The 20,106-nt window shown below is 72.2% G+C and carries 9 protein-coding genes; 3 read left to right on the top strand and 6 right to left on the bottom strand.

The window, feature by feature from the left end; genetic code table 11:
* The first annotated feature begins 119 nt into the window (after positions 1-119).
* From hydA to ABZ564_RS20595, 3 genes are all read left to right on the top strand, one after another.
* Complete coding sequence (hydA, locus tag ABZ564_RS20605) at positions 120-1,520, top strand: dihydropyrimidinase (protein ID WP_360858244.1); 1,401 nt, start codon at positions 120-122, stop codon at positions 1,518-1,520.
* A gap of 11 nt (positions 1,521-1,531) precedes the next feature.
* On the top strand, positions 1,532-2,548 hold the full coding sequence (locus tag ABZ564_RS20600) for a TIGR03842 family LLM class F420-dependent oxidoreductase (RefSeq protein ID WP_360858241.1): 1,017 nt from the start codon (positions 1,532-1,534) through the stop codon (positions 2,546-2,548).
* An 81-nt stretch (positions 2,549-2,629) separates the two neighbouring features.
* Positions 2,630-4,159 carry an NCS1 family nucleobase:cation symporter-1 gene (locus ABZ564_RS20595; RefSeq protein ID WP_360858239.1) on the top strand — a complete coding sequence of 510 codons (1,530 nt, stop codon included), beginning with the start codon at positions 2,630-2,632 and terminating at the stop codon, positions 4,157-4,159.
* 52 nt (positions 4,160-4,211) lie between these two features.
* Here the strand turns inward: ABZ564_RS20595 and ABZ564_RS20590 are convergent, their stop codons facing one another.
* From ABZ564_RS20590 to ABZ564_RS20565, 6 genes are all read right to left on the bottom strand, one after another.
* Positions 4,212-5,588, bottom strand: coding sequence for a hypothetical protein (locus tag ABZ564_RS20590; RefSeq protein WP_360858236.1), 1,377 nt, complete (start codon positions 5,586-5,588; stop codon positions 4,212-4,214).
* 49 nt (positions 5,589-5,637) lie between these two features.
* Positions 5,638-8,292 carry a hypothetical protein gene (locus tag ABZ564_RS20585; RefSeq protein ID WP_360858233.1) on the bottom strand — a complete coding sequence of 885 codons (2,655 nt, stop codon included), beginning with the start codon at positions 8,290-8,292 and terminating at the stop codon, positions 5,638-5,640.
* 93 nt (positions 8,293-8,385) lie between these two features.
* Positions 8,386-16,545 (bottom strand): hypothetical protein, encoded by an 8,160-nt coding sequence (locus ABZ564_RS20580; protein WP_360858230.1) that lies wholly within the window; start codon positions 16,543-16,545, stop codon positions 8,386-8,388.
* 3 nt (positions 16,546-16,548) lie between these two features.
* Positions 16,549-16,869, bottom strand: coding sequence for a type VII secretion target (locus ABZ564_RS20575; RefSeq protein WP_360858227.1), 321 nt, complete (start codon positions 16,867-16,869; stop codon positions 16,549-16,551).
* Complete coding sequence (locus ABZ564_RS20570; protein WP_360858224.1) at positions 16,866-17,372, bottom strand: YbaB/EbfC family nucleoid-associated protein; 507 nt, start codon at positions 17,370-17,372, stop codon at positions 16,866-16,868. The genes ABZ564_RS20575 and ABZ564_RS20570 overlap by 4 nt, the downstream gene beginning before the upstream one ends.
* Positions 17,373-17,409: 37 nt before the next feature.
* A complete protein-coding gene (locus ABZ564_RS20565) occupies positions 17,410-20,103 on the bottom strand; it encodes an AAWKG family protein (protein WP_360858221.1) in 2,694 nt (897 codons plus the stop codon).
* Between the last annotated feature and the right edge of the window lie 3 nt (positions 20,104-20,106).

The raw sequence follows: 20,106 nt of genomic DNA, 5'->3' as shown, positions 1-20,106 counted from the left end.
TACGTCGGGAACGAGGAGCCCGTCGGCTCCAAGGCGCTCACGGAGCGGCACAAGCTGGGGGTCTCCCCGGCGACCGTCCGCAACGACACACACCCGCAGCACCACGAGGAGGGGTACCCATGAGCCGTACCGTCATCCGCGGTGGCCTGGTCGTCACCGCGTCGGACGAGATGCACGCGGACGTCCTCGTCGACGGCGGCCGGATCGTCGCGCTCGCCGCCCACGACAGCGACGAGGCGGCCGGCTGGGCCGACGCCCGGCCCATCGACGCCACCGGCAAGTACGTCATCCCGGGCGGCGTCGACGCGCACACCCACATGGAGATGCCGTTCGGCGGCACCTACGCCGCCGACACCTTCGAGACCGGCACCCGCGCCGCGGCCTGGGGCGGCACCACCACCATCGTCGACTTCGCCATCCAGTCCGTCGGGCGCTCCCTGCGCGAAGGGCTCGACACCTGGTACGCCAAGGCGGACGGCAACTGCGCCATCGACTACGCCTTCCACATGATCCTCGCGGACGTGAACGAGTCCTCGCTCAAGGAGATGGACCTCCTGGTGGGGGAGGGCATCACCTCGTTCAAGCTCTTCATGGCCTACCCCGGTGTCTTCTACAGCGACGACGGGCAGATCCTGCGCGCCATGCAGCGGGCCGAGTCCAACGGCGGCCTGATCATGATGCACGCGGAGAACGGCATCGCCATCGACGTCCTCGTCGAGCAGGCCCTCGCCGCCGGCCGCACCGACCCCCGCCACCACGGGGACGTACGGAAGGTGGCGCTGGAGGCGGAGGCCACGCACCGGGCGATCCAGCTCGCCCGCGTCGCCGGCTCGCCGCTGTACGTCGTGCACGTCTCCGCCGACGAGGCCGTCGCCGAGATCGCCGCCGCCCGCCACCAGGGGCAGCCCGTCTTCGGCGAGACCTGTCCGCAGTACCTCTTCCTGTCCACCGACAACCTCGCCGAACCGGACTTCGAGGGCGCCAAGTACGTCTGCTCCACCCCGCTGCGGCCCCGGGAGCACCAGGAGGTCCTGTGGCGCGGGCTGCGCAACAACGAACTCCAGGTCGTCTCCACCGACCACTGCCCCTTCTGCTTCTCCGGGCAGAAGGAGAGGGGCCGCGGCGACTTCTCGAAGATCCCCAACGGCATGCCGGGCGTCGAGAACCGCATGGACCTGCTGCACCAGGCGGTCGTCGACGGCCACATCTCGCGCCGCCGCTGGATCGAGATCGCCTGCGCCTCCCCGGCCCGGATGTTCGGCCTCTACCCGAAGAAGGGCACGATCGCGCCCGGTGCGGACGCCGACATCGTCGTCTACGACCCGGCGGCCGAGCAGACCGTGTCCGCCGCCACCCACCACATGAACGTCGACTACTCGGCGTACGAGGGGAAGCGGCTCACCGGCCGGGTCGAGACCGTGCTCTCGCGCGGCGAGGTCGTCATCGACCACCGCATGTACACCGGCCGGGCCGGTCACGGCATCTACACCCCCCGCGCCACCTGTCAGTACCTCAACTAGGAGCAACGGGAATGGACTTCGGACTCGTCCTCCAGACGGACCCGCCCGCATCGGCCGTCGTCGGCCTGATGCGCCGCGCCGAACGCAACGGCTTCCGCTACGGCTGGACCTTCGACTCGGCGGTGCTGTGGCAGGAGCCCTTCGTCATCTACAGCAGGATCCTCGAACACACCGACCGCCTCGTCGTCGGCCCCATGGTCACCAACCCGGGCACCCGCACCTGGGAGGTCACCGCCTCCACCTTCGCCACCCTCAACGACATGTACGGCAACCGGACCGTGTGCGGGATCGGCCGGGGCGACTCCGCCATGCGCGTCGCCGGACGCAGCCCCAACACCCTGGCCCGCCTCGGCGAGGCCATCGACGTCATCCGCGACCTCGCCGAGGGCCGCGAGGCGGACATCGGCGGGCAGCCGGTGCGGATCCCCTGGATCAAGAACGGCAAGCTCCCCGTCTGGATGGCCGCCTACGGCCCCAAGGCCCTCGCGCTCGCCGGGCAGAAGGCCGACGGCTTCATCCTCCAGCTCGCGGACCCCTACCTCACCGAGTGGATGATCAAGGCGGTACGGGAGGCGGCGGCCGGGGCCGGACGCGACCCGGACTCCGTCACCATCTGCGTCGCCGCCCCCGCCTACGTCACCGCCGACGACTCGCCCGAGGCCCTGGCCCACGCCCGGGACCAGTGCCGCTGGTTCGGCGGGATGGTCGGCAACCACGTCGCCGACCTCGTCGCCAAGTACGGCGAGCACTCCGGCCTCGTCCCGGACGAGCTCACCGCGTACATCAAGGACCGGCAGGGCTACGACTACAGCCACCACGGCCGCGCCGACAACCCCGACACCGCGTTCGTCCCCGACGCCATCGTCGACCGCTTCTGCCTGCTCGGCCCGGCCGACGCCCACATCGAGAAGCTGAGACACCTCAAGGGACTGGGCGTCGACCAGTTCGCGGTGTACAACATGCACGACGCCCGCGAAGCCACCATCGACGCCTACGGCTCCGACATCATCCCCGCCCTCACCGGCTGACCGCCCGCACCCCCGGTCGTACGCGAACCCCCCCGCGCCCCGCCCCGCACGGCACCGCCCCGAGCGAAGGGTCCAGCCGCCATGACATCGACCGCACCCCCACCCCCGTCTCCCGCACCGGAACCCATACCCGCCTCCCCCGCCGGCCGCGTCGAACTCGCCGCCGGCGACGTCCCCGACGACAACCGCTTCGTCAACGCGGACCTGCTGCCCGTCCCGCTGGAGCGGCGCGTCTGGACCACGTACAACTTCACCGCCCTCTGGGTCGGCATGGCCCACAACATCCCGTCCTGGCTGCTCGCCTCCGGTCTCGTCGCCCTCGGCATGGACTGGAAGCAGGCCGTCCTCACCATCGCGCTCGCCAACCTGATCGTGCTCGGCCCCATGCTGCTCACCGGCCACGCCGGGCCCAAGTACGGCATCCCCTTCCCGGTGCTGGCGCGGGCGTCGTTCGGGCTGCGCGGCGCCAACCTCCCGGCCCTGATCCGGGCGGCGGTCGCCTGTGCCTGGTTCGGCATCCAGACCTGGATCGGCGGCGTCGGCATCTTCACGCTGCTGGGCAAGGTCTTCGGCGGCTGGGCCGAGGCGTCCGAGATCGGCGGGCAGCCCTGGACGCTCTGGCTCTGCTTCGTGCTCTTCTGGGCGCTCGAACTCGCCATCATCTACCGGGGGATGGACGCGCTGCGCCGGTTCGAGAACTGGGCGGCACCGTTCGTCATCGTCGGCGCGCTGGTGCTGCTGGTGTGGATCGCGGTCAAGGCGGGCGGCTTCGGGCCGCTCCTCGACCAGCCGTCGAAGCTGGGCTGGGGAAAGGACTTCTGGCCCGTCTTCTTCCCGTCCCTGATGGGCATGATCGCCTTCTGGGCCACGCTCTCCCTCAACATTCCGGACTTCACCCGCTTCGGCGCCGGCCAACGGGCCCAGATCCGGGGCCAGTCGCTCGGACTGCCCACCACGATGACCCTGTTCGCGCTGCTCTCGGTCCTCGTCACCTCCGGCTCCCAGGCCGTCTACGGCAAGGCCATCTGGGACCCGGTGGAGCTCGTCGCCCACACCGACAACGTCTTCGGACTCCTCTACGCCCTGGTGACCGTGCTGGTCGCGACCATCTCCGTCAACATCGCGGCGAACGTCGTCTCACCGGCGTACGACCTGGCGAACCTCGCGCCGAAGTTCATCAGCTTCCGTACCGGGGCGCTGATCACCGGGGTCCTCGGCGTCGTGATCATGCCGTGGAAGCTCACCGAGACCCCCGAGCTGTACATCTTCACCTGGCTCGGCCTCGTCGGCGGGCTGCTCGGCACGGTGGCGGGCATCCTGATCGCGGACTACTGGATCGTCCGCCGCACCGTGCTCGACCTCGCCGACCTCTACCGGCCCGGCGGACGCTACTGGTACACGGGCGGCTGGAACTGGCGGGCCGTCACCGCGTTCGCGATCGGCGGGGTGCTGGCCGTCGGCGGCTCGCACTCGAAGCCGGGGGAGGGCCCGTTCCCCTCGGACGGCGTCATCCCGTTCCTGAAGCCGCTCGCCGACTACGGATGGGCGGTGGGTCTCGCGGCCTCGCTCGTGGTGTACACCGCGTTGATGGCCGGTCGCCGCCGGGTCTGAAAGCCGCCCGGGTGCGTCGGAGTTTGTCCGTCGCACCCGGCCGACGGTCCGACTAGGACGCGGTGCAGTTCACCTTGATCGGGGCCGCGGCGGCGTGCCGGTTGTTCGCGCCGCTGCCCCGGTTGTCGAGCACGATCGATATCTTGCCGGTGCTCACCGGGAACGTGCCCGCGTTCACCCACTGGCCCAGATGTGAGGTCTGGTTGATCTCGAAGGTGTCGATCACGGTGCTCGACTTGGCCTCGAAATACCGGTGCACCGTGTAGTGGGCGGGGCTGCCGCCCACGTAACTGACATCCCTGACGTTCGGGATGAACACCGACACCTGGCAACTGCCCTTCGTCACCCCTCCGGTGGGAAACTTCCACTGCGCCCAGTCGGTCGTCTTCGTGGAACTGCCGGACATGGGCAGGCTGTAGTAGAAGCCGCTGCAGCCGTACGAGGTCTGGCTGCCGCCGCTCCCGCGCCAGCCCTCGTTGCTGTCCCGCCACCGGTCGGACGTGGCGAAGCCGGGGGTGTCGCAGCCGGGGCCGATGAAGTGGCTGTACGTGACGGGGGCCACCCGGGCGCTGTCCTTGGCGGGGGCGCCGGCCGGCTGCTTCCCGGTGCTTTCCTGGCCGTCCACCGCTTCGGACTTCGAGGGCTCGCGGGTCTTCTCCGGGGTGCCCTGCGCCTTCGCGTCGGGCTCCCCGGCCCGGTGGCCGACGGTCTTCTCGTCGGGGGCGCCGGCCTCATGCACTCCGCCGCTCTTCGCGGTGCCGCCGTTCCTGGCGTCCGGCTTCGAGCCCGCCGCCCTGCCCGTGCGGGGCGTCTGCCCGGTGTCGTCGTCGGGTGCGTTCTGCCGGCCGGGTACGAAACCCGGGCCCGCGGCGTCCGGGCCCATCCGGCTGCCGGCCGGGGCCGCGGCGGAGGCCGGTGCGGGGTCGTCGTCCGAGCCGGACAGGCCGGAGATCAGGAGGGTGGCGCCGATCAGGATCACACCCCCGGCCACAGCCGCGGCGACCAGGGGCTTTCCGGGGCGGCCGGGCGCGGTGGCGGCCGGGCGTGCGGGGGCCGTCTCCTCCTCTGTCTCCGTCCGGGCTTCGGGTGCGGTGCGTCGAGCGGCTTCCGGTTCGGCCCGGGCCTGCGGGGTTTCCGGTGCGGCTTCGGGTGCGGGCTGGGGCTGTCCGGGTTCCGGTTCGCGTTCGGCTTCGGCCTGCTGTCCGGGTTCCGCTTCGCGCTCGGTCTTGGCCTGCTGTCCGGGTTCCGGTTCGCCCTCCGCTCCGCTCTCCGTCTCGGGGGCGTGGGCCGGTGCGGGCTGTGGCGTGACCGCGTTCTCGGGCTTCGCGGTGGCCGGCGGCTTCTTCTCGGGGAACAGCCCGGACGCCGGATCCTCGGCCGGGGCGTGGACGGCCACCGCGCGGGCGGCGGCTGACTCGCTGGTTGCCATGACATGCCTCTCAGACGGAGCAGGACGGGGGGTGAAGGGGTGCACCGGGTCAGACGCGGCGCGGGAAGGGACCGGTGCAGCGAGCGGGCCAGCCGCTCCCGGAGCTGCCCTCGATCAGGCCGGCCGCCTCGTCGAGCCGGGCGACGACCTCGGGCGGCGGCGACCTGAACTGCGTGGCACCCTCCGGTACTTCGGCCAGCAGAACGCGCGCCGGGCGCTCCCCGGCGGCCTCGTGCCGGGCCAGCACAGTGAACTCCGTGCCCGCCGCGAACAACGCCGTCACGGCGGGGGCGCCCGGGGCCGCCAGCATCGACGTACGACGTGCGGTCATCGGCCGGATCACGTAGCGAACCTGTTCCGGCGGCGGCGACGGGGCGCCCTTCTGCTCCACGTGTACGACGTCGAGGGGGGCGTCGCACCGCAGCACGGCTCCCACCACGGCCTCGTCCGGGATGCCGGGCCCGGGAACAGCGCGCATCAGCGTCCCCCGGAGTGCCGGCAGTCTGCGGAGCCCGGAGGCGAGGCAGGCGGCGTACGGCGCCAGTTCGCCTCCCTCGCCGCCCGCTTCGGCCGCGAGCGCCAGGGCTCCGAACCGTCCGTCGGGCGGTGACGCCAGGTACAGCTGTACGGCGACGAGGTCGACCCGGGCCTGCTCCTCCTCGGGGCCCCGGAGCGCGGGGAGCCGGACCATCGTCCGGTTGACCGGGCCCGTGCAGTCCGCCCAGACCGCCGCCGCCAGCTCCCGGAAGGCGGCCCGGTCGGCGCCGCTGCTGAACCCGGTGGCCGAGGCCGACGCGCCCCGACGTGGCGGGCGCGGGGCCGCCCGGGGGACCGGGGCCGGTCCGGCGGCGGCTGCCCGTGCCTCCGCCCCCTCGACGGGGGCGCCCGGGTCCGCCTCCGGCGGAACGCCGAGCGCCGACTCGGTGCTGGGGCGGCTGCTGGTGGCCGGGCGGGCGGCGCGGGCCGGAGGCGGGACGACGGTGGGCGCGGGCTGCCCGGGTGCCGGCGCGGGTGCCGTGGTCGCCGGCGCGGTCCCGGGCTCGGTGGTGGGGGTGGGCGACGGGGCGGGCGTGGTCCCGGGGGCCTGGGTGGTCGGGGCGGTCCCGGGGGGCGGTGTGGGCCGGGGCTCGGTGGCCGGGGCGGGTGACGGGACGGGCGTGGCCTCGGAGGTTGTGGCGGTTTCGGGGGCCGGGCCGACCTCGGGGGCCGGGCCGGTCGCGGGCTCCTGCGCCGAGGCGTCCGGCTCCGGCGCCTCGGACCGGGGCAGCGGCGCGGCCTCCGCCGGCGCCCCGGCGAACGCCAGTCCGTGGCGGATCGCGAAGCGGCGCAGCGCGTTCACCGTGTCCCGGTCCGCACCGGCCGGCGCGGACACCTCGGCGTGTTCGCGTACCTGCTCGTCCAGTCCGGGCAGCAGGGCCGAGAGCGCGTCGAGGAGCGCGTTCCGCTCTCCGTCGTCCGTGCCGGCGTCGCCCACGTCGATCCGCGCCGCCCGTGCCTCGGCCGCCCGCTCCAGGACCGCTGCCGGGGCAGTCGGGGTGCTCCCCACCCACAGGCCCGCCCGGACCGCGACCACGTACCGCCCCTCTCCCAGGCGTCGGACGGCGGGACGCGCATCGGGCTCGCCCACGGTGTCGGGCAACAGCCAGTGCACGGGGCGCGGTGCCCGGCCGGGGGCGTCCGGCTCGGCCGGGACGCACCGCACCGACGTGAGCAGTGCGGGCCAGGCGGACGTGCCGTCCGCCGCGTTCAGCCGGATCTGCTCCTCGTGGGCGCCGGACGAGGCGGCCGGTGCGGGGAGGGGCACGCCCGTGCAGACCTCCACCTCCGTGCCGAGCAGGTCCGCCGTTCGCTGGGCGACGGGCAGCAGGTCCTCTCCGCCGGCCGGTGCGAGCCGCACCCGGTCCCGCAGTCGGGCGGGCAGCCGGGCGAGCAGGGTGGCCAGGTCCTCCGCGATGTCGGGCCGGGCGCCGGCTCCGGCCACCAGCACGGTCAGCCGTTCCGGGTGGACGGCGAGGGCGAACGCCGCGTGGCCGGGGCCCGGCACGGCGGCCCCGGCACGGGTCAGCAGCAGGCCCGCCGGTATCTGGTGCACCGCGCAGGCCCCCAGGTCGCCGAGCGGGACCCGGGCCAGGGCGCGCTGCCAGTGGGGCGCCGGGACGCGGGCGCCCAGCGCCACGGGCTCCGTGCCCGGGGCGAACCGCCACCAGCCGCCGGCAGGGGTCGTCGGCGCACAGACGTACAACCCGCCGCCGGGCACCAGGACGGCCGCCGCGTCGGGCGCCTCGATCTCCAGGTCCCACGCGTCGGCCAGCCGTTGGGCCAGGGGCGCCAGTCCGTCGGGCTTGGGCGCGGCGGCACCGGACATCACGAGGCGCGTGGCGGGGCGGTGTTCGGCGCGGAGCCGGGCGAGCAGGCCGCCCAGCGCCTCCCCGAGGTTGTGCGCCGCGTCTCCCGCGACGTCCACGACGATCACCGGCCGGTCCCCGTCGAGGGGCAGGCGGCGGGCCAGGTCGCGTACGGACGTACGGCGGTCGGCGGACGAGCGCAGCAGGAATCCGCCCGCGCCGCCCGCACCGGTGTCCGGGCCGAGCTCCTCGACCACTGTGCGCGGGCCGTCAGGAGCCGGAAGACCGGAACCGGAAGCGGGTTCCTCCACCGTGGGCCGCCTGCGCCATCTCGGCAGCCGGGAAGCCAGGCCGCTCATCGGGTGCCGTCCCGACGGGTCAAGCCGCTGTGCCGCACTGACTCTCCCTCACTGATCCCGCGTGATGCGTCGTTGACCCTAGCCTTCGCCGGTTCACGCGGAACCGCCGGTACCGGCCCCGCCGGAGAGGATGTCCAGGACGAGGTCGGCGAGCCCCGAGGGTGGCGTTTCGCCTTCCCGCACGTCGTACGTCCGGATGACGGCGTTCTCACTGACGCTCTCGATGGTGGCGAGGTAGTCCTGCGGCAGGTTACGCACGTTCTCCTGACGGGTGTTCACCATGAGGCCCTGGTCGCGCACCGCGCTCGCGGAGTCGTAGCGCCGGAAGAGGTGGCGGTCCTCGGCCCGCTCACCGGCGTCGGAGTACTCGTCGGCGAGACCGAGGTAGTGCAGGATCTCGTGGACGAGCTCCGCGTCGCTGTGCCCCACGTCCCAGGTGCGCTGGTCGGCGCGGTCCGGAGCGCCGTCCGCCCGGGACAGTTCCACCGCCTCGCTGTGCGTGGCGTCCTCCAGGAACTCGGCCGTCACGTGCAGTTGGTCGCCCGACTCCGGGAGTACGTAACCGGAGTTGACGATGGTGTCCAGGGCCGTCTGCACGCGGGCCTGGAAGTCGGCCAGGTCCTGCGGGCTCAGCCCGTCGGTGAGCCGCATGGGAAGCGCGACGAAGAACTGCCGCACCGTCCGGCCGTCCGGCATCCGCATCCTGCGCACGTGGTTGCGGATGAGCGTCATGGAACCCTTGAGGCGGCCCGACTGCCGACGCCCCTGGTGCTGCTTCGGGTCGAAGCGTTCGGTGTGGACGGCGGCGGTGTCCGTTTCCCGGAACCGCGCCACCTCGTGCGGCGGTACGGGATTCGTCGTCCGCCTTCCCCGTTCGCGGGTCCGGCCGGTTCCGTTCCCGGAGCCGGTCCCGTTCTCCAGTGGCGTCGTACCGGCCGCCGGGGTCTTCGGGGTGGGCCACTGAGGGGTGAGGGACGCCAGTGACTGGGCGGTCGGGTCGGCGACGGGGGGCAGCGGTGTGTGTGCGCCGTCCTCCTGGAACGGGGCGTCCTGCGGGCGCAGGGTCCAGATGCGGGTGCCGTCCTGGTCGCGCAGGGCCAGCTCCACTGTGCGCCCGCTCTCCCGCGCGATGGCCTGCCCCCGGCGCAGGGCCTCGGCGCGTGCCTCCGGTGCGGGGTCGGTGCCCAGGTCCAGCCACAGCTGGGGGAACGCGTCGGAGGGCAGCGTGCTCGCGGCGGCGACGATCCTGGAGGCGATCTCGGCGGGCGTGAGGGCGCGGATGTCGTTGGCGGACAGGTCGAAGACGCCCTCGCCCCGGTTCCCCTCGGGGAGCACCCCGAGCCCGAGGAGATCGCGCTCGGGCACCCGCAGGACGGCGGTCCCGGTCACATACCGCACCTTTCCGTCCGGGCCCGTCACGGCGGTCACGGTGTCGACTTCGATCAGGTGAGTGTGCAGGCCCTTCTGGGCGTCGGCCGGGCCGGGTGTTCCGGACTTCTCCCAGTGCCGGGAGACCGCGGAAGCGCCGCCGCCCTGCCCGCCAGGGGTGGACTGGGACTGGATGACGGGAGCCGAGCTGCCGAAGACGATGGTGCCGTAGTTGACGGCGACCCCCATGCCGAAGCCGCCGTTCCGGGCGGTCGATGACGTGGTCGACGTGTTGAAACCCGTGATCCGCAACCGGTCGACGGTCACGCCCTTGGTGGAGTCGATGAGCCGGGGGTGGAAGAGGTGGGTGGCGAGGGTGACGCGGGGGTGCTTCCCCGTGCCGGTGACGGCACCCCCCGCCCCGGCCGCGATGCGCACGGGGTCCAGGGTGATCTGCCCGCCGTGGATCAGCTCGGTCAGCCGAACCGCGGCGCTCTCGGCCGAGGCTCCGGAGCGCAGGTCGCCGCCGGCGAGGTCGGGTGCCAGTTGCTGGACGGCGCTCAGGAGATCGCGCTGGTTGTCGAGCGCGTACGCGATTTCCGTGCCGGTCGGCCGCAGGGGCGTCGCCGTCGCGAACGGTCCGGACAGGAGGGGGTCCTGGGTGGTGATGCCGTAGGACACGCCTGCGGGCGGGGACTGCGGTTCCGGTTGCTCGTCGTGGTTGCCGGAGAACCGCAGGACGACACGGCCGGGAACCTCCGTCGACGGGCGGTCCAGGGGATCCTTGCCCTCGAAGTGGAGATCGGCGCCGAACACGTACCCGAGGGTGAACTCGTTGCCGCCCTCCACGCGCTGCCACACCCGGTCCTCGGCGTTGACCGACGTGTTCACGGCGCTGGTGCGTTGGGTGGAGCCGCTGAACGACGGGCTGAACGTCATGCCCCAGGGCGTGGGCAGCACACGCTTGATGTTGAACGGGACGTTGAATCCCCGGCGGGCGAGCCGGCTGCTGCCCTTCGTGACGTTCGCGGGCGCGTGCGCCGAGTAGTTCTCCACGCCGGCGCCGGGGTTCGCCCGGCGGCCGCGCACGAGCATCAACTGCTCCTCGTTCCAGGCTGGTTTGCCGTACACCCGGACTGTGACGGTGCGCGTCGAGAGGCCCTTCGTGTACGGGAAGGTGAAGCTGAGCTGCCCGTCCGCGCCCCGGCCGGGCAGCGAGGCGAGGGCGGCGGGAGAGGTGTCGTCGGCGATGCGCTGGGCCAGGCCGGGCACGTAGTTGCGGTGGCCGGGAGTGAGACTGCCCGGGGCGTGCAGCTCGACGAGATCGGTGAGCTGCTGCCGCAGGAGATCGGGCTGCCGGGCGTCCACGTTCGTGGGGGGCGTGGACTCGTGCGGAGTCTGCCGGACCGGAACCGTGTCGGTGCCGGGGGCCGTGAGTTCCTTCTCCAGGGGCGTCGCCTCCAGCACCGCCGCGAGGCCGAGCGCGCCGTGCTTGACGAAGTGCCGGGGCAGCCGGGCGGACGCGGAGTCCGTCGTGCCCTCCGCCGTGCTCGCGAAGGACTCCAGCATCGTCCCGCTGCGGCGGAGCTGGGCGTCGGTGGCGAGGAAGGTGATGCCGCCGGGCACGTGCACGGTGCGGGTGAGGGCGTCCGCCGTGGTGCTCAGGTGGGAAAACCGCCGGCTACCGCGGCGCACGGTGATCTCGTACGTGATGTCCGCGCTGATCCGGTGCTGTTCGCCGCTCTCGGAGGGCACTCGGGTGATGTTGGTCGAGGCCGAAGTCGTGACCGACGTACCGGTTCCGCGCCCGCGGTTGTACACCTTCGCCGGTATGTTCACCGTGGTCGTCGGCGGTGTCGCGTTCTGCTCCGTCTCCTGCCGGCTCCGGCCGGTCTTGCCGTTGAGGCCCAGGTGGAGTTCGTGCGTCGTCGTCCGCGCCACCTGGTGCGACGCGTTGTCCGTGACACCGATGTCCGTCTCGCCGTACTGCTTGACCGTGCCGAGGTCCTGTGGATTCGTGAGGAACGCCCGCACCTCGACGACCAGGTCGGTGCCCGCCGTCACGCCCGGCACGAACAGGTCGTCGATGACGAACACCCCCTTGACCATGTGGTGGGCCCGCGACAGCAGGGCGGCGGGGGCCAGCTGCGCGTGCAGCGCCTCGTACAGCAGGGTCGTACGGTCGGAGCGGTCGCCGCCGGAGACGGACTGCTGGACGACGGTGCCCAGGTACAGGAGGGCGTCGAAGGCCGACTTCGCGGCACCGGTGGCGGCGGAGTACCACGACGGGGAGGACGCGGGCGGTGGAGTCGTCGGGGGCAGGCCCCCATGCCCCAGTTCGGCCCGGTCCTCCGGGTCGATGGCTGCCGGGTATGTGCCCGGCATGCCTTCGCCGGGCGTCTGTGCGGAGTCCTGTACGTATGCGGACTCCTCGGCCCTGTCCAGCTCCGCGACCTCCGCCAGGATCGCGTTCACCCCTTCGTGCAGTTGCTTGCTGCCCCGTACGACGTCGACGAGGGAGCTGTCCGGCAGCAGGAAGGTCTTCTCCTGCGCGGGAGGCTTGGTGCCCGGGGGCTGGAGCCGCGCCTCCCCGTACGCCGCGGAGACCTTCGCCGTGCGGTCCTCCGGTACGGCGAGGTCGATGTACGCGTTCCGGCCGGCCGAGGTGAACGGGCCGGTGGGAAGCGGCCCGGATTCCGTGATGACGTCGACCGCGAACACGGCCGGGACGCGGAACACCTCCGTCTTCTGATTGCTCGTCAGGATCATCTGTGACTGGGAGACGGCGGCGGCAGCCGTCGACGTCTCCGTCGTCTGCGAGGTGTACTTGTACTCTCCGCTGCCCGCGGCGCTGACGTTTCCGAGCGGCGCGTTGCCCACCTGCACGCCGCCCCCGCCGGTGAAGGTGGTGCCGGACGACTTCTGACCGGTGCCGGGCACGGACATGGTGCTGATGCTGGGCAGGTGGATGTCACTCAGTGACGTGAGGTGGACGGGCGACTTCCCGTCGCGCGTGTCGCGGTCGAAGGTGAAGGTCAGACGGACCCGTTCCACGCCGCCGCCGAACCGGGGCTTGGTGAAGTGCTGTGCCGTGCCGCCGTCGACCAGCTCGTCCATCATGCCGAGCATGCCGTACTGGGACTCCAGCATGGACAGTCTGCGCAGATTCTCCAGCCGGGCCTTGACCAGGGACTTGTCGGTGAGGCGGTTCTGCTTGCCCGGGAGCGGCAGATAGCCGTTGTCGCGGAGCCAGTCGCGGGCCTGCGTGAACACCGCGCCGACGCCCTCCCCGTGCACCGCGAGCGGAGTCGTGGTCAGGCCGATCGCGTCCAGCCGCGCCACCTCGGGAGGTGCCTGCTTCTCGGCACCGGCCGCGGGCGCGGTGCCGCTCGCGGTCTCGGGGGTCAGGGCCCTGATCCGGACCGGCGTGGCGGGCATCCGGTGCGGCGTACTGCGCGTGCCGTCCGCCGGGATGAACTCCACTTTGTACGACACGTTCGCGGGGGCCAGGACATGCCCGCCGTTGGTGCGGATGTTGTGCGTCAGGCTGTGTGTGGCCCCGGAGCCGAACGACCGGTCCCCCTGCTTGCTGCCGCCCGCCTTGATGATTCCCGAGAGGCCGAAAATGAAGTCCCGGAAGCTCTTGTCCGCCTCGGCGGGCCTGCTGCTCACGTTCGGTCCGCCCGTGATCTCGCCGCCGAGCGACTGCGACACCTTCGCCAGGGAGTCGGTCTTCAACTGGCGTTCCAGGAAGCGTTCCAGACTGTACTGCGGTCCGACCTTGGTCTCCCGGCCCTCCCGGCCCGTGATGTCGGCCGTGACCTTGAACAGACCGAGGGCGTTGCCGCTCCTGTCGAGCAGGACCGGTGAGAGGGTCCCGACGGAGCCGCCGGGTACGCCGGTCTCGTGCTGGAGAGGCAGCGCCCCGAGCAGATGCTCCGCACCGAAGTACTTCTCCACCGCCAGCAGCGACGCGGAGTCGAGCCGGCCGAGCTCGGTTCCGTACTGCCGGCGCACCTCGCGCAGCAGGCTTCCCGGATCGGACATGGAGTCCATGACCCACAACGGGGAGGTGGCCAGATGCGCCGCCAGGGCCTCGGGCGTCTCGAAGACCTTGCCGCCCTCGGTCCCGTAGCCGGGCGTCGCCAGGTGCTCGGGGAACCACGCCGTCACCGTGCCCAGCTCGGGCGGGACCGTGCGGACCGGGTCGATCGGCTCGAACGGTGTGGACGAGGACGCCCGCGCACGGCCCAGCACCGTGTAGTCGTACGGGCTGGACGCCTCCGAACTGCGCAGCAGGCTGGTGGAATTGACAGCGCTGCTCACCGTCGACGTCAGGCTCGTCTGCTGGTAGGTGGTGTTGAAACTGAGCGCGACGGACCCGCCGGTGAAGTAGGCCGTGACCTTGTCGAGGAAATACGAGAACGCCACGGACACGGTACGCACGGCGGTGGCCGACGACGACGACGTGGTGTCGAACACGGCCGCCTGGCGCTGCTCGTTGTTGTGCGGCGGCTGCCGCTTGCCGGCTCCGTAGACCGCTGAGGGCCTGGGCCGGGTCAGCTGGAGCTGTACGTCGAGCGAGTGGGGGCGGCCGCCGACCGTCACGGTGACCGGATGACCGTCCTGGCTGAACAGCATCACCCGGTTGTCCTGGAGCGCCTGCGGCGAGAGCAGGGCCGCCAGTTGGCCGGCCGCGTCGGCGCGCTGCTTCTCGGTGAGCGGGCCGGTGATCCCCGTCAGCCGCTGCAGGGTCTCCTGCTGGAGGTTGGCTGCCACCTGATCCGTGATCGGGTCGAGGTGGACTCCGCTGGTGCCCTCGCTCTGCTGGGTGCCGAAGTGCGCCACCTCGTCGGACAGCTCGACCTGCGGAGGCGGTGAGGGCAGATTGGAGTCGAGCGTGGGGTTGAGTGCGTTGTTGGGTGCGCTCTCGACCTGATGGGGGATCGTGATGGCGGTGTACGACGACGCGGCGGTGGACGTCGATTCCTCCGGGGCCTTGCTGTTGTCCCAGGCGGAATCGTTCGGCTCGGTGGACTCCTCCTCCGTGTCGTCGGACCGGGGGAGGTGTTTCCCGGCGAAGGACTGGTGGTCGTTCTCCTGTGAGACGACCGGGGGTTTGGACTGCTGGTCCCCGTTCTCGTTCCCCGTCCCGTTTCCCGTCGGCTGAGCATGCTTCGACGGTGTGCTGGTAGTGGCGACCGCACCCTGACTCTCCTGTGGCCGCCCGCCAGTTGAGGGGTTCGCGGCGGGAGGGTTGCCCGCCGGCTTCGTAGGGGATGCGGGGGTGTTCGTGGGAGTGGAGGTCGTCGGCGCCGGCGCCGGGGTCGGTGCTGGTGTGGGTGTGGGTGTGGGTATAGACGTGCTCGTGGACGTGGACGTGGACGTGGACGTGGACGTGGACGTGGACGTGGACGTGGACGTGGACGTGGGTGTGGGCGTCGGGGCCGGTGTCGCCTGCCCGACCGCCACGCCGCTCCCCGCACCACCGCCTGCGTCCTGACCGGTCACCCCCTGCGCACCGTGGCCCGGCAGCTTCAGCCCCGCCTCCAGCACCGTGTTGCGCAGGTCCGCGCCGAGGTGCTCGCCCCGGGTCTCCAGCAGGTGCCCGATCCGCCCCTCCGCGATGCCGGAGCCGAAGGTGAGCCCGGACGTCTTGAAGGTGTGTTCGTCGCTGAAGACGACGTTGTACGTGCCCTCGGAGACGGCGGCGTGCGCGCCCTCGAACACCCCCTTGCCCAGCGCCTGCCCCCCGGCTCCGGCCACCGATTGCAGGACGTTCCGGGCGAGGACGTCGGCCGCTCCCTGGCTCAGCACCTTCCCCAGCGGACCGTCCGCCACCCCCTTGCCCAGCGGTGCGAGGGCCCTGCCGAGGGACTGCGGGAGATCCGGCTTCCCGGTGTGTGTGAGCAGCGCCTGCGCCCAGGCCCGGCCGGCGTCCCGCGCCTCGTTGCCGCCGAGGTGTTTCCTGAACGTATCGCCGACGGCGTTCACGAACGCGTCCCCGGCCGCCTTGGCGCCGGGCCCCGCCGTCCTCGGCAGATGGTCGGCGAAGTTCTTGGCGATGTCGTCCCCGAAGGACTTCGGCGCCTTGGGGCCCACCCCGCTCGTCGTCCTCGGCCCGTGCACCGGCGGTGGCGGAAACGCCGTGTCGATCTCCTTGCCGAGGGCCCGGCCGCCGTCCTTGCCGAAGATCCTCGCGAGGCCCTTGCCGAACGTCTTGCCCAGGAACTGGAAGGGGCCCGCCATCAGCCCCTGGATCATCCCCGAGAGGGCGGCGCCCTTCGTGAGCGTGCCGTCGTACGTGTCCCGGGTGCCCTGGTTGAACTGCGTCCACTGGACGAGGAGGTCCATGGCGACCCCCATCCCCACGTTGATCACCTCGTGCATGAGGACCGTCATCAGGAGCCGCCCGAGCCACGAGCGGATGAGGAAGCGGACGATGGCCACCTTCGCCAGATACGCCTGGATCGACGCCCCGAAGAAGAACGCCAGAGCCATCGCGACGACCGCCTCCAGCAGGAGTTCCACCAGCTGGGCGATGATCATGTACTTGGTGTACTGGAGCTGTGTCGCGCCCTCGCGGGTGAAGTCGCCCAGCAGCTTCGCCTGGTCCGCGACCGCGTCGAAGTAACCGAGCCCCTCCTCGCCGATGAAGCTCTTCATGGCCGCCTGGTACATGGCGGCGGCGTCCCCGTCGAAGCTCTGCCTGGTGAAGCCGAGCGCCTCGGCGATCTGCTGCTTGAAGTCGTTCGACAGCTTGCCGTGCAGGTCCTTGTGGACCTCGGCCAGCTCGAACATCCTGTCCTCGTCACCGTTCGGCGGCTTCTCGCCGGTGAGGATGGCGAACAGCCACAGGCAGTCGGGCGGGAACTCCAGGGACACCGGTCAGCGCCTTCCGCCGTGCACGTTCAGCGCCTCGGCGATGTGCTGCTGCTGACTATCGAAGTCCTTGGCCGCGTCCTTCAGGCTCTGCGAACTGCCGAAGAGCGCGTCGGCCAGCTCCCGGACCCCCGTCCGGGCCGCGTCGACGCCCTGGAGGTACTTCTCGCCGAACTTCTCGCCGAACTCCCCCTCTCCCCAACAGCCGTGATACGAGGTGATCTTGTCGAGGTAGTCGTCGCGGAGCAGCTTGATCTTCTCCGCGACGTCACCCATGTCCTCGCCGCTCTTGCCCAGCTTCTCGGTGTCGACGTCGAGAGAGGTCACCGCCCGGCCGTCCCTTCGCGCGGTCCGCCGTCGGCGGGCCCGTCCTCCTCCTCGACCAGCTCGTCCAGCAGCGCGCCCGAGGACGCGGTGGGCGGCGCCTTCACTGGCGGCGTGGGCAGCCCCGCCTCGCGCATAGGTGCGAACAGCTCGTCCCAGTCCACCTCCTGGAAGCCGCCCTCGTCCGTCGGCGCCATCCCCGGCAGCGGGCCGAACGGGCGGTAGACGTCGGCCAGCTGCTCCGCCGCCTGGGTACGGGCGGCGGCGATGGTGGCCATCAGGACGCTCGCCAGCTGGGCCGGAGGCATCGTCCGGTACCGGGTGCTGGGGAAACGGAGGTTCGTCAGCTGGCCCTGGGCGCCGACGGTGGCCTCCACCGCACGGTCCTTCGACATCACCGTGGCCGATATCCGCGCAGCCGCCGCGCCCGCCTCCCGCAGCTGGGCGCGGGTCTCCTCGAACTCCGCCAGCGCCTCCGCCAGCCGCTCCTCGATGGGGTTGCTCATGGTGTTACCGCCGTTCTCCTCAGGCGTGCGTCCGCCGTCATCGTCCGATCACCGCCGACACGCCGCCCTCGTCGGTGCCCCAGGTCTCCTCGTCCTCGCTCACCCACGTCGAGCGCTCCCGCTCGGCGCTCTGCGTGCCGGCGCCCGCACCGCCGCCCATGCCGCCCATCGGGGGCATCATCGGTGTGCCGGAGCTGCTGGTGGCGGGGCGGCGCATCGCGGCCGCCTCCTCCGCCGCCAGCTGGGCCGCCCGGGTGCCACGCGCCGATGCTGCCTCGCCCACGGCCAGCGACCGGGAGCGCTCACCCAGCGCCCCCGCGCCCGTGGCGCCCGGGGTGAGCCCCTGCCCGCCCAGCGGGTTCAGCCCCAGCGGAGGGAGCTGCCCGCCCGCCGTACCGTCGCCGTCCGCCGCCGAGCCGTAACCGCCGTCCAGGAGTGAGGCGGAGGCCGAGCTGTCCGGGTAGTCGTAGTAGTCGTCATCCGCCCACCCGGAACCGTTCGCGCCGGGCGCCGACTCGGTGCCGGTCGTCTGCCCGTACGCGTCGCTGGTGGTGTAGGTGCCGTCGGGGCCCAGCTTGGTGGTGCTGCCGTCCTTGTACGTCGTCGAGACGGTGCCGTCCGCGCCGACCTGGGCGACCGAGCCGTCCGCGTACTGGACGGTGGACGTGCCCTTGCCCAGGTGGGAGACGGTCTTCGTGCCGTCCGGGTCGACCGTGGTGACGGTGCCGTTGGCCGCGACCGTGGTCTTCGTGCCGTCGGCGTGCGTGGTCGTCGTGGTGCCGTCCTCGCCGTACGTGGTGGTGGAGCCGTCCGGGTTGTGCGTGGCGGCGCCCGGCCGGGGGTGGGTGACCGTGCTGTGGCCCTGGGCGTCGGTGGCGGTGAGGGTGCCGTCGGCGGACAGCTTCGCCGAGGTCCCGTCCGGGTAGCGGGTGGACGTGGAGCCGTCCGCCGCGATCGTCGTCTTCGTACCGTCCCGGTAGGTGACGGTCTCGCTGCCGTCCTTGTTCAGCACGGTCCTGGAGCCGTCGGGGTTGTCCGTGACCGTCGAGCCGTCCGCGCGGACGGTGGTGGTCGTGCCGTCCTTGTGCGCGATGGTCCGGGAGCCGTCCGGGTTGTACGTGGTCGTGCTGCCGTCCGGGCCCTTCACGGTCCTGGCCGTCGCGCCCCCGAGACCGGGTGTGCTCGTGCCGTTCAGGCCGAGGACGGGCGGCAGGACGCCCGCGGGAGTGGTCTCCTGGTGGCCGTCCGGGTAGGTGGTGGTGCGCGAGCCGTCGGGGTTCGTGGTGGTGAGGGACCCGTCGGGGTTCGTGGTGGTGACGGAGCCGTCCGGGTTCGCGGTGGTGGTGCCGTCGAGCCCGAACGAGCTGCCGTCTCCCGTGCCGTTCAGGCCGAGCGGGGGCACCGCGCTCGGGGTGGTCCCGTCGCCGCCGGGCCCGGTGACGGACTCCTCGTCGCCGGTCGCGAACGGGTTCTCCGTCCCGGCGCCGCCGTCGTCGCCCAGCCCGGGGGCGCCCGTGCCGGGGTCACCCGTCCCGGGAACGCCCTTGGCCAGGTCGTCCATCTGCTTCTGGGCCTCCTCCTTGGCCTTGGCGGCCTCGTCCGACGCGTTGGCCTCGCTGAGGGAGGCCGAGCCCGGGGTGAACGTGAAGCCGGTGGCCGTGCCCGGCACCATCATGGCCTGGTTGAGGTCCAGCATGGCCCGCTGCGCCGCGGTGTCCAGCGCGGACAGGGTGGCCGTCCAGGCGGTGCACGCCGCCCTGGACAGTGCCTTCCAGCTCTCCTCCTTCGTCAGGTCGCCGTAGACCGGGTGCGTGGTGAGGAAGCCGGCGCCCGCCCGCGAGGCGCCCCCTTCGTTCTGCTGCATGCGGCGGATGTTGTTCTCGTTCAGCCAGAGCGCCACCTCGTCGAGGAGCTTGTCGAGGTGGGCGGTCCCCAGCCACATCCCGGTCGCCACCCAGGAGTCCCACGCCTGCCACAGCGTGGACGCGGCGTTGAAGATCGCCAGCTCGGCGTCCAGGATCCGGTCGCTCACGACGGAGTCCGGCCGGTACGAGGGATCGCTGACCGAGACGGAGCCGCCCCCGGTCGAGGAGAGGTCGCTCAGCAGGTCCTTGTACCCCGTGCCGAGTGCGTCGATGAGGTCCCGGAAGACGTCGGCGCCGCTGCCCCGGTAGGCCGCGTCCTCGCCGTCGAGGTCCTTGACCCACTGGTCCAGCACCGGCGACCGGCCGCGGAAGTACGCTGTGACCCGGTCGAACGCCCTCGCCGTCGCGGGAAAGGTCCGCAGGTCCACCGAGTCCTCGTCCGCGACCGCCTTGGTGTGCGGGTACTCCGCCCCGAACCCCGTGGTGCGGTGCTCGTCCACCAGCATCCGCAGCGCCTGGCCGTAACCCCAGTCGTACGCTCCCGCGTTGCCCGTGTCGGACCAGTCGGCGCCGTTGGACGACTCCCAGGGAAGGACCAGCTGAACGGTGTACACCTGGACGTTGCCCGACGAGCTCTCCGGCGGACCGTAGAACTTCAGCGTCCGGCCGAGCTTCGCGCCCGGCGACTCCAGATCCGGGGTGGTCTCGCGGGCCACTTCGCCGTGCGAGATGCCGGGTTGCATCCACTCGCTGCCGTCGCCAGCCGCGGCGTCCGCACCGCCCACGGCCGCCACGTTGACCCGGGTCCCCCCGTCGAAGCCGGTGAGCTGCTTGACGACGGACTCCCAGCTTGAGTCGGCGGCCATGAG

This window comes from Streptomyces sp. NPDC019224, from assembly GCF_040632605.1.
GTDB lineage: Bacteria > Actinomycetota > Actinomycetes > Streptomycetales > Streptomycetaceae > Streptomyces.
This window is presented reverse-complemented; position numbering and strand designations above follow the sequence as displayed.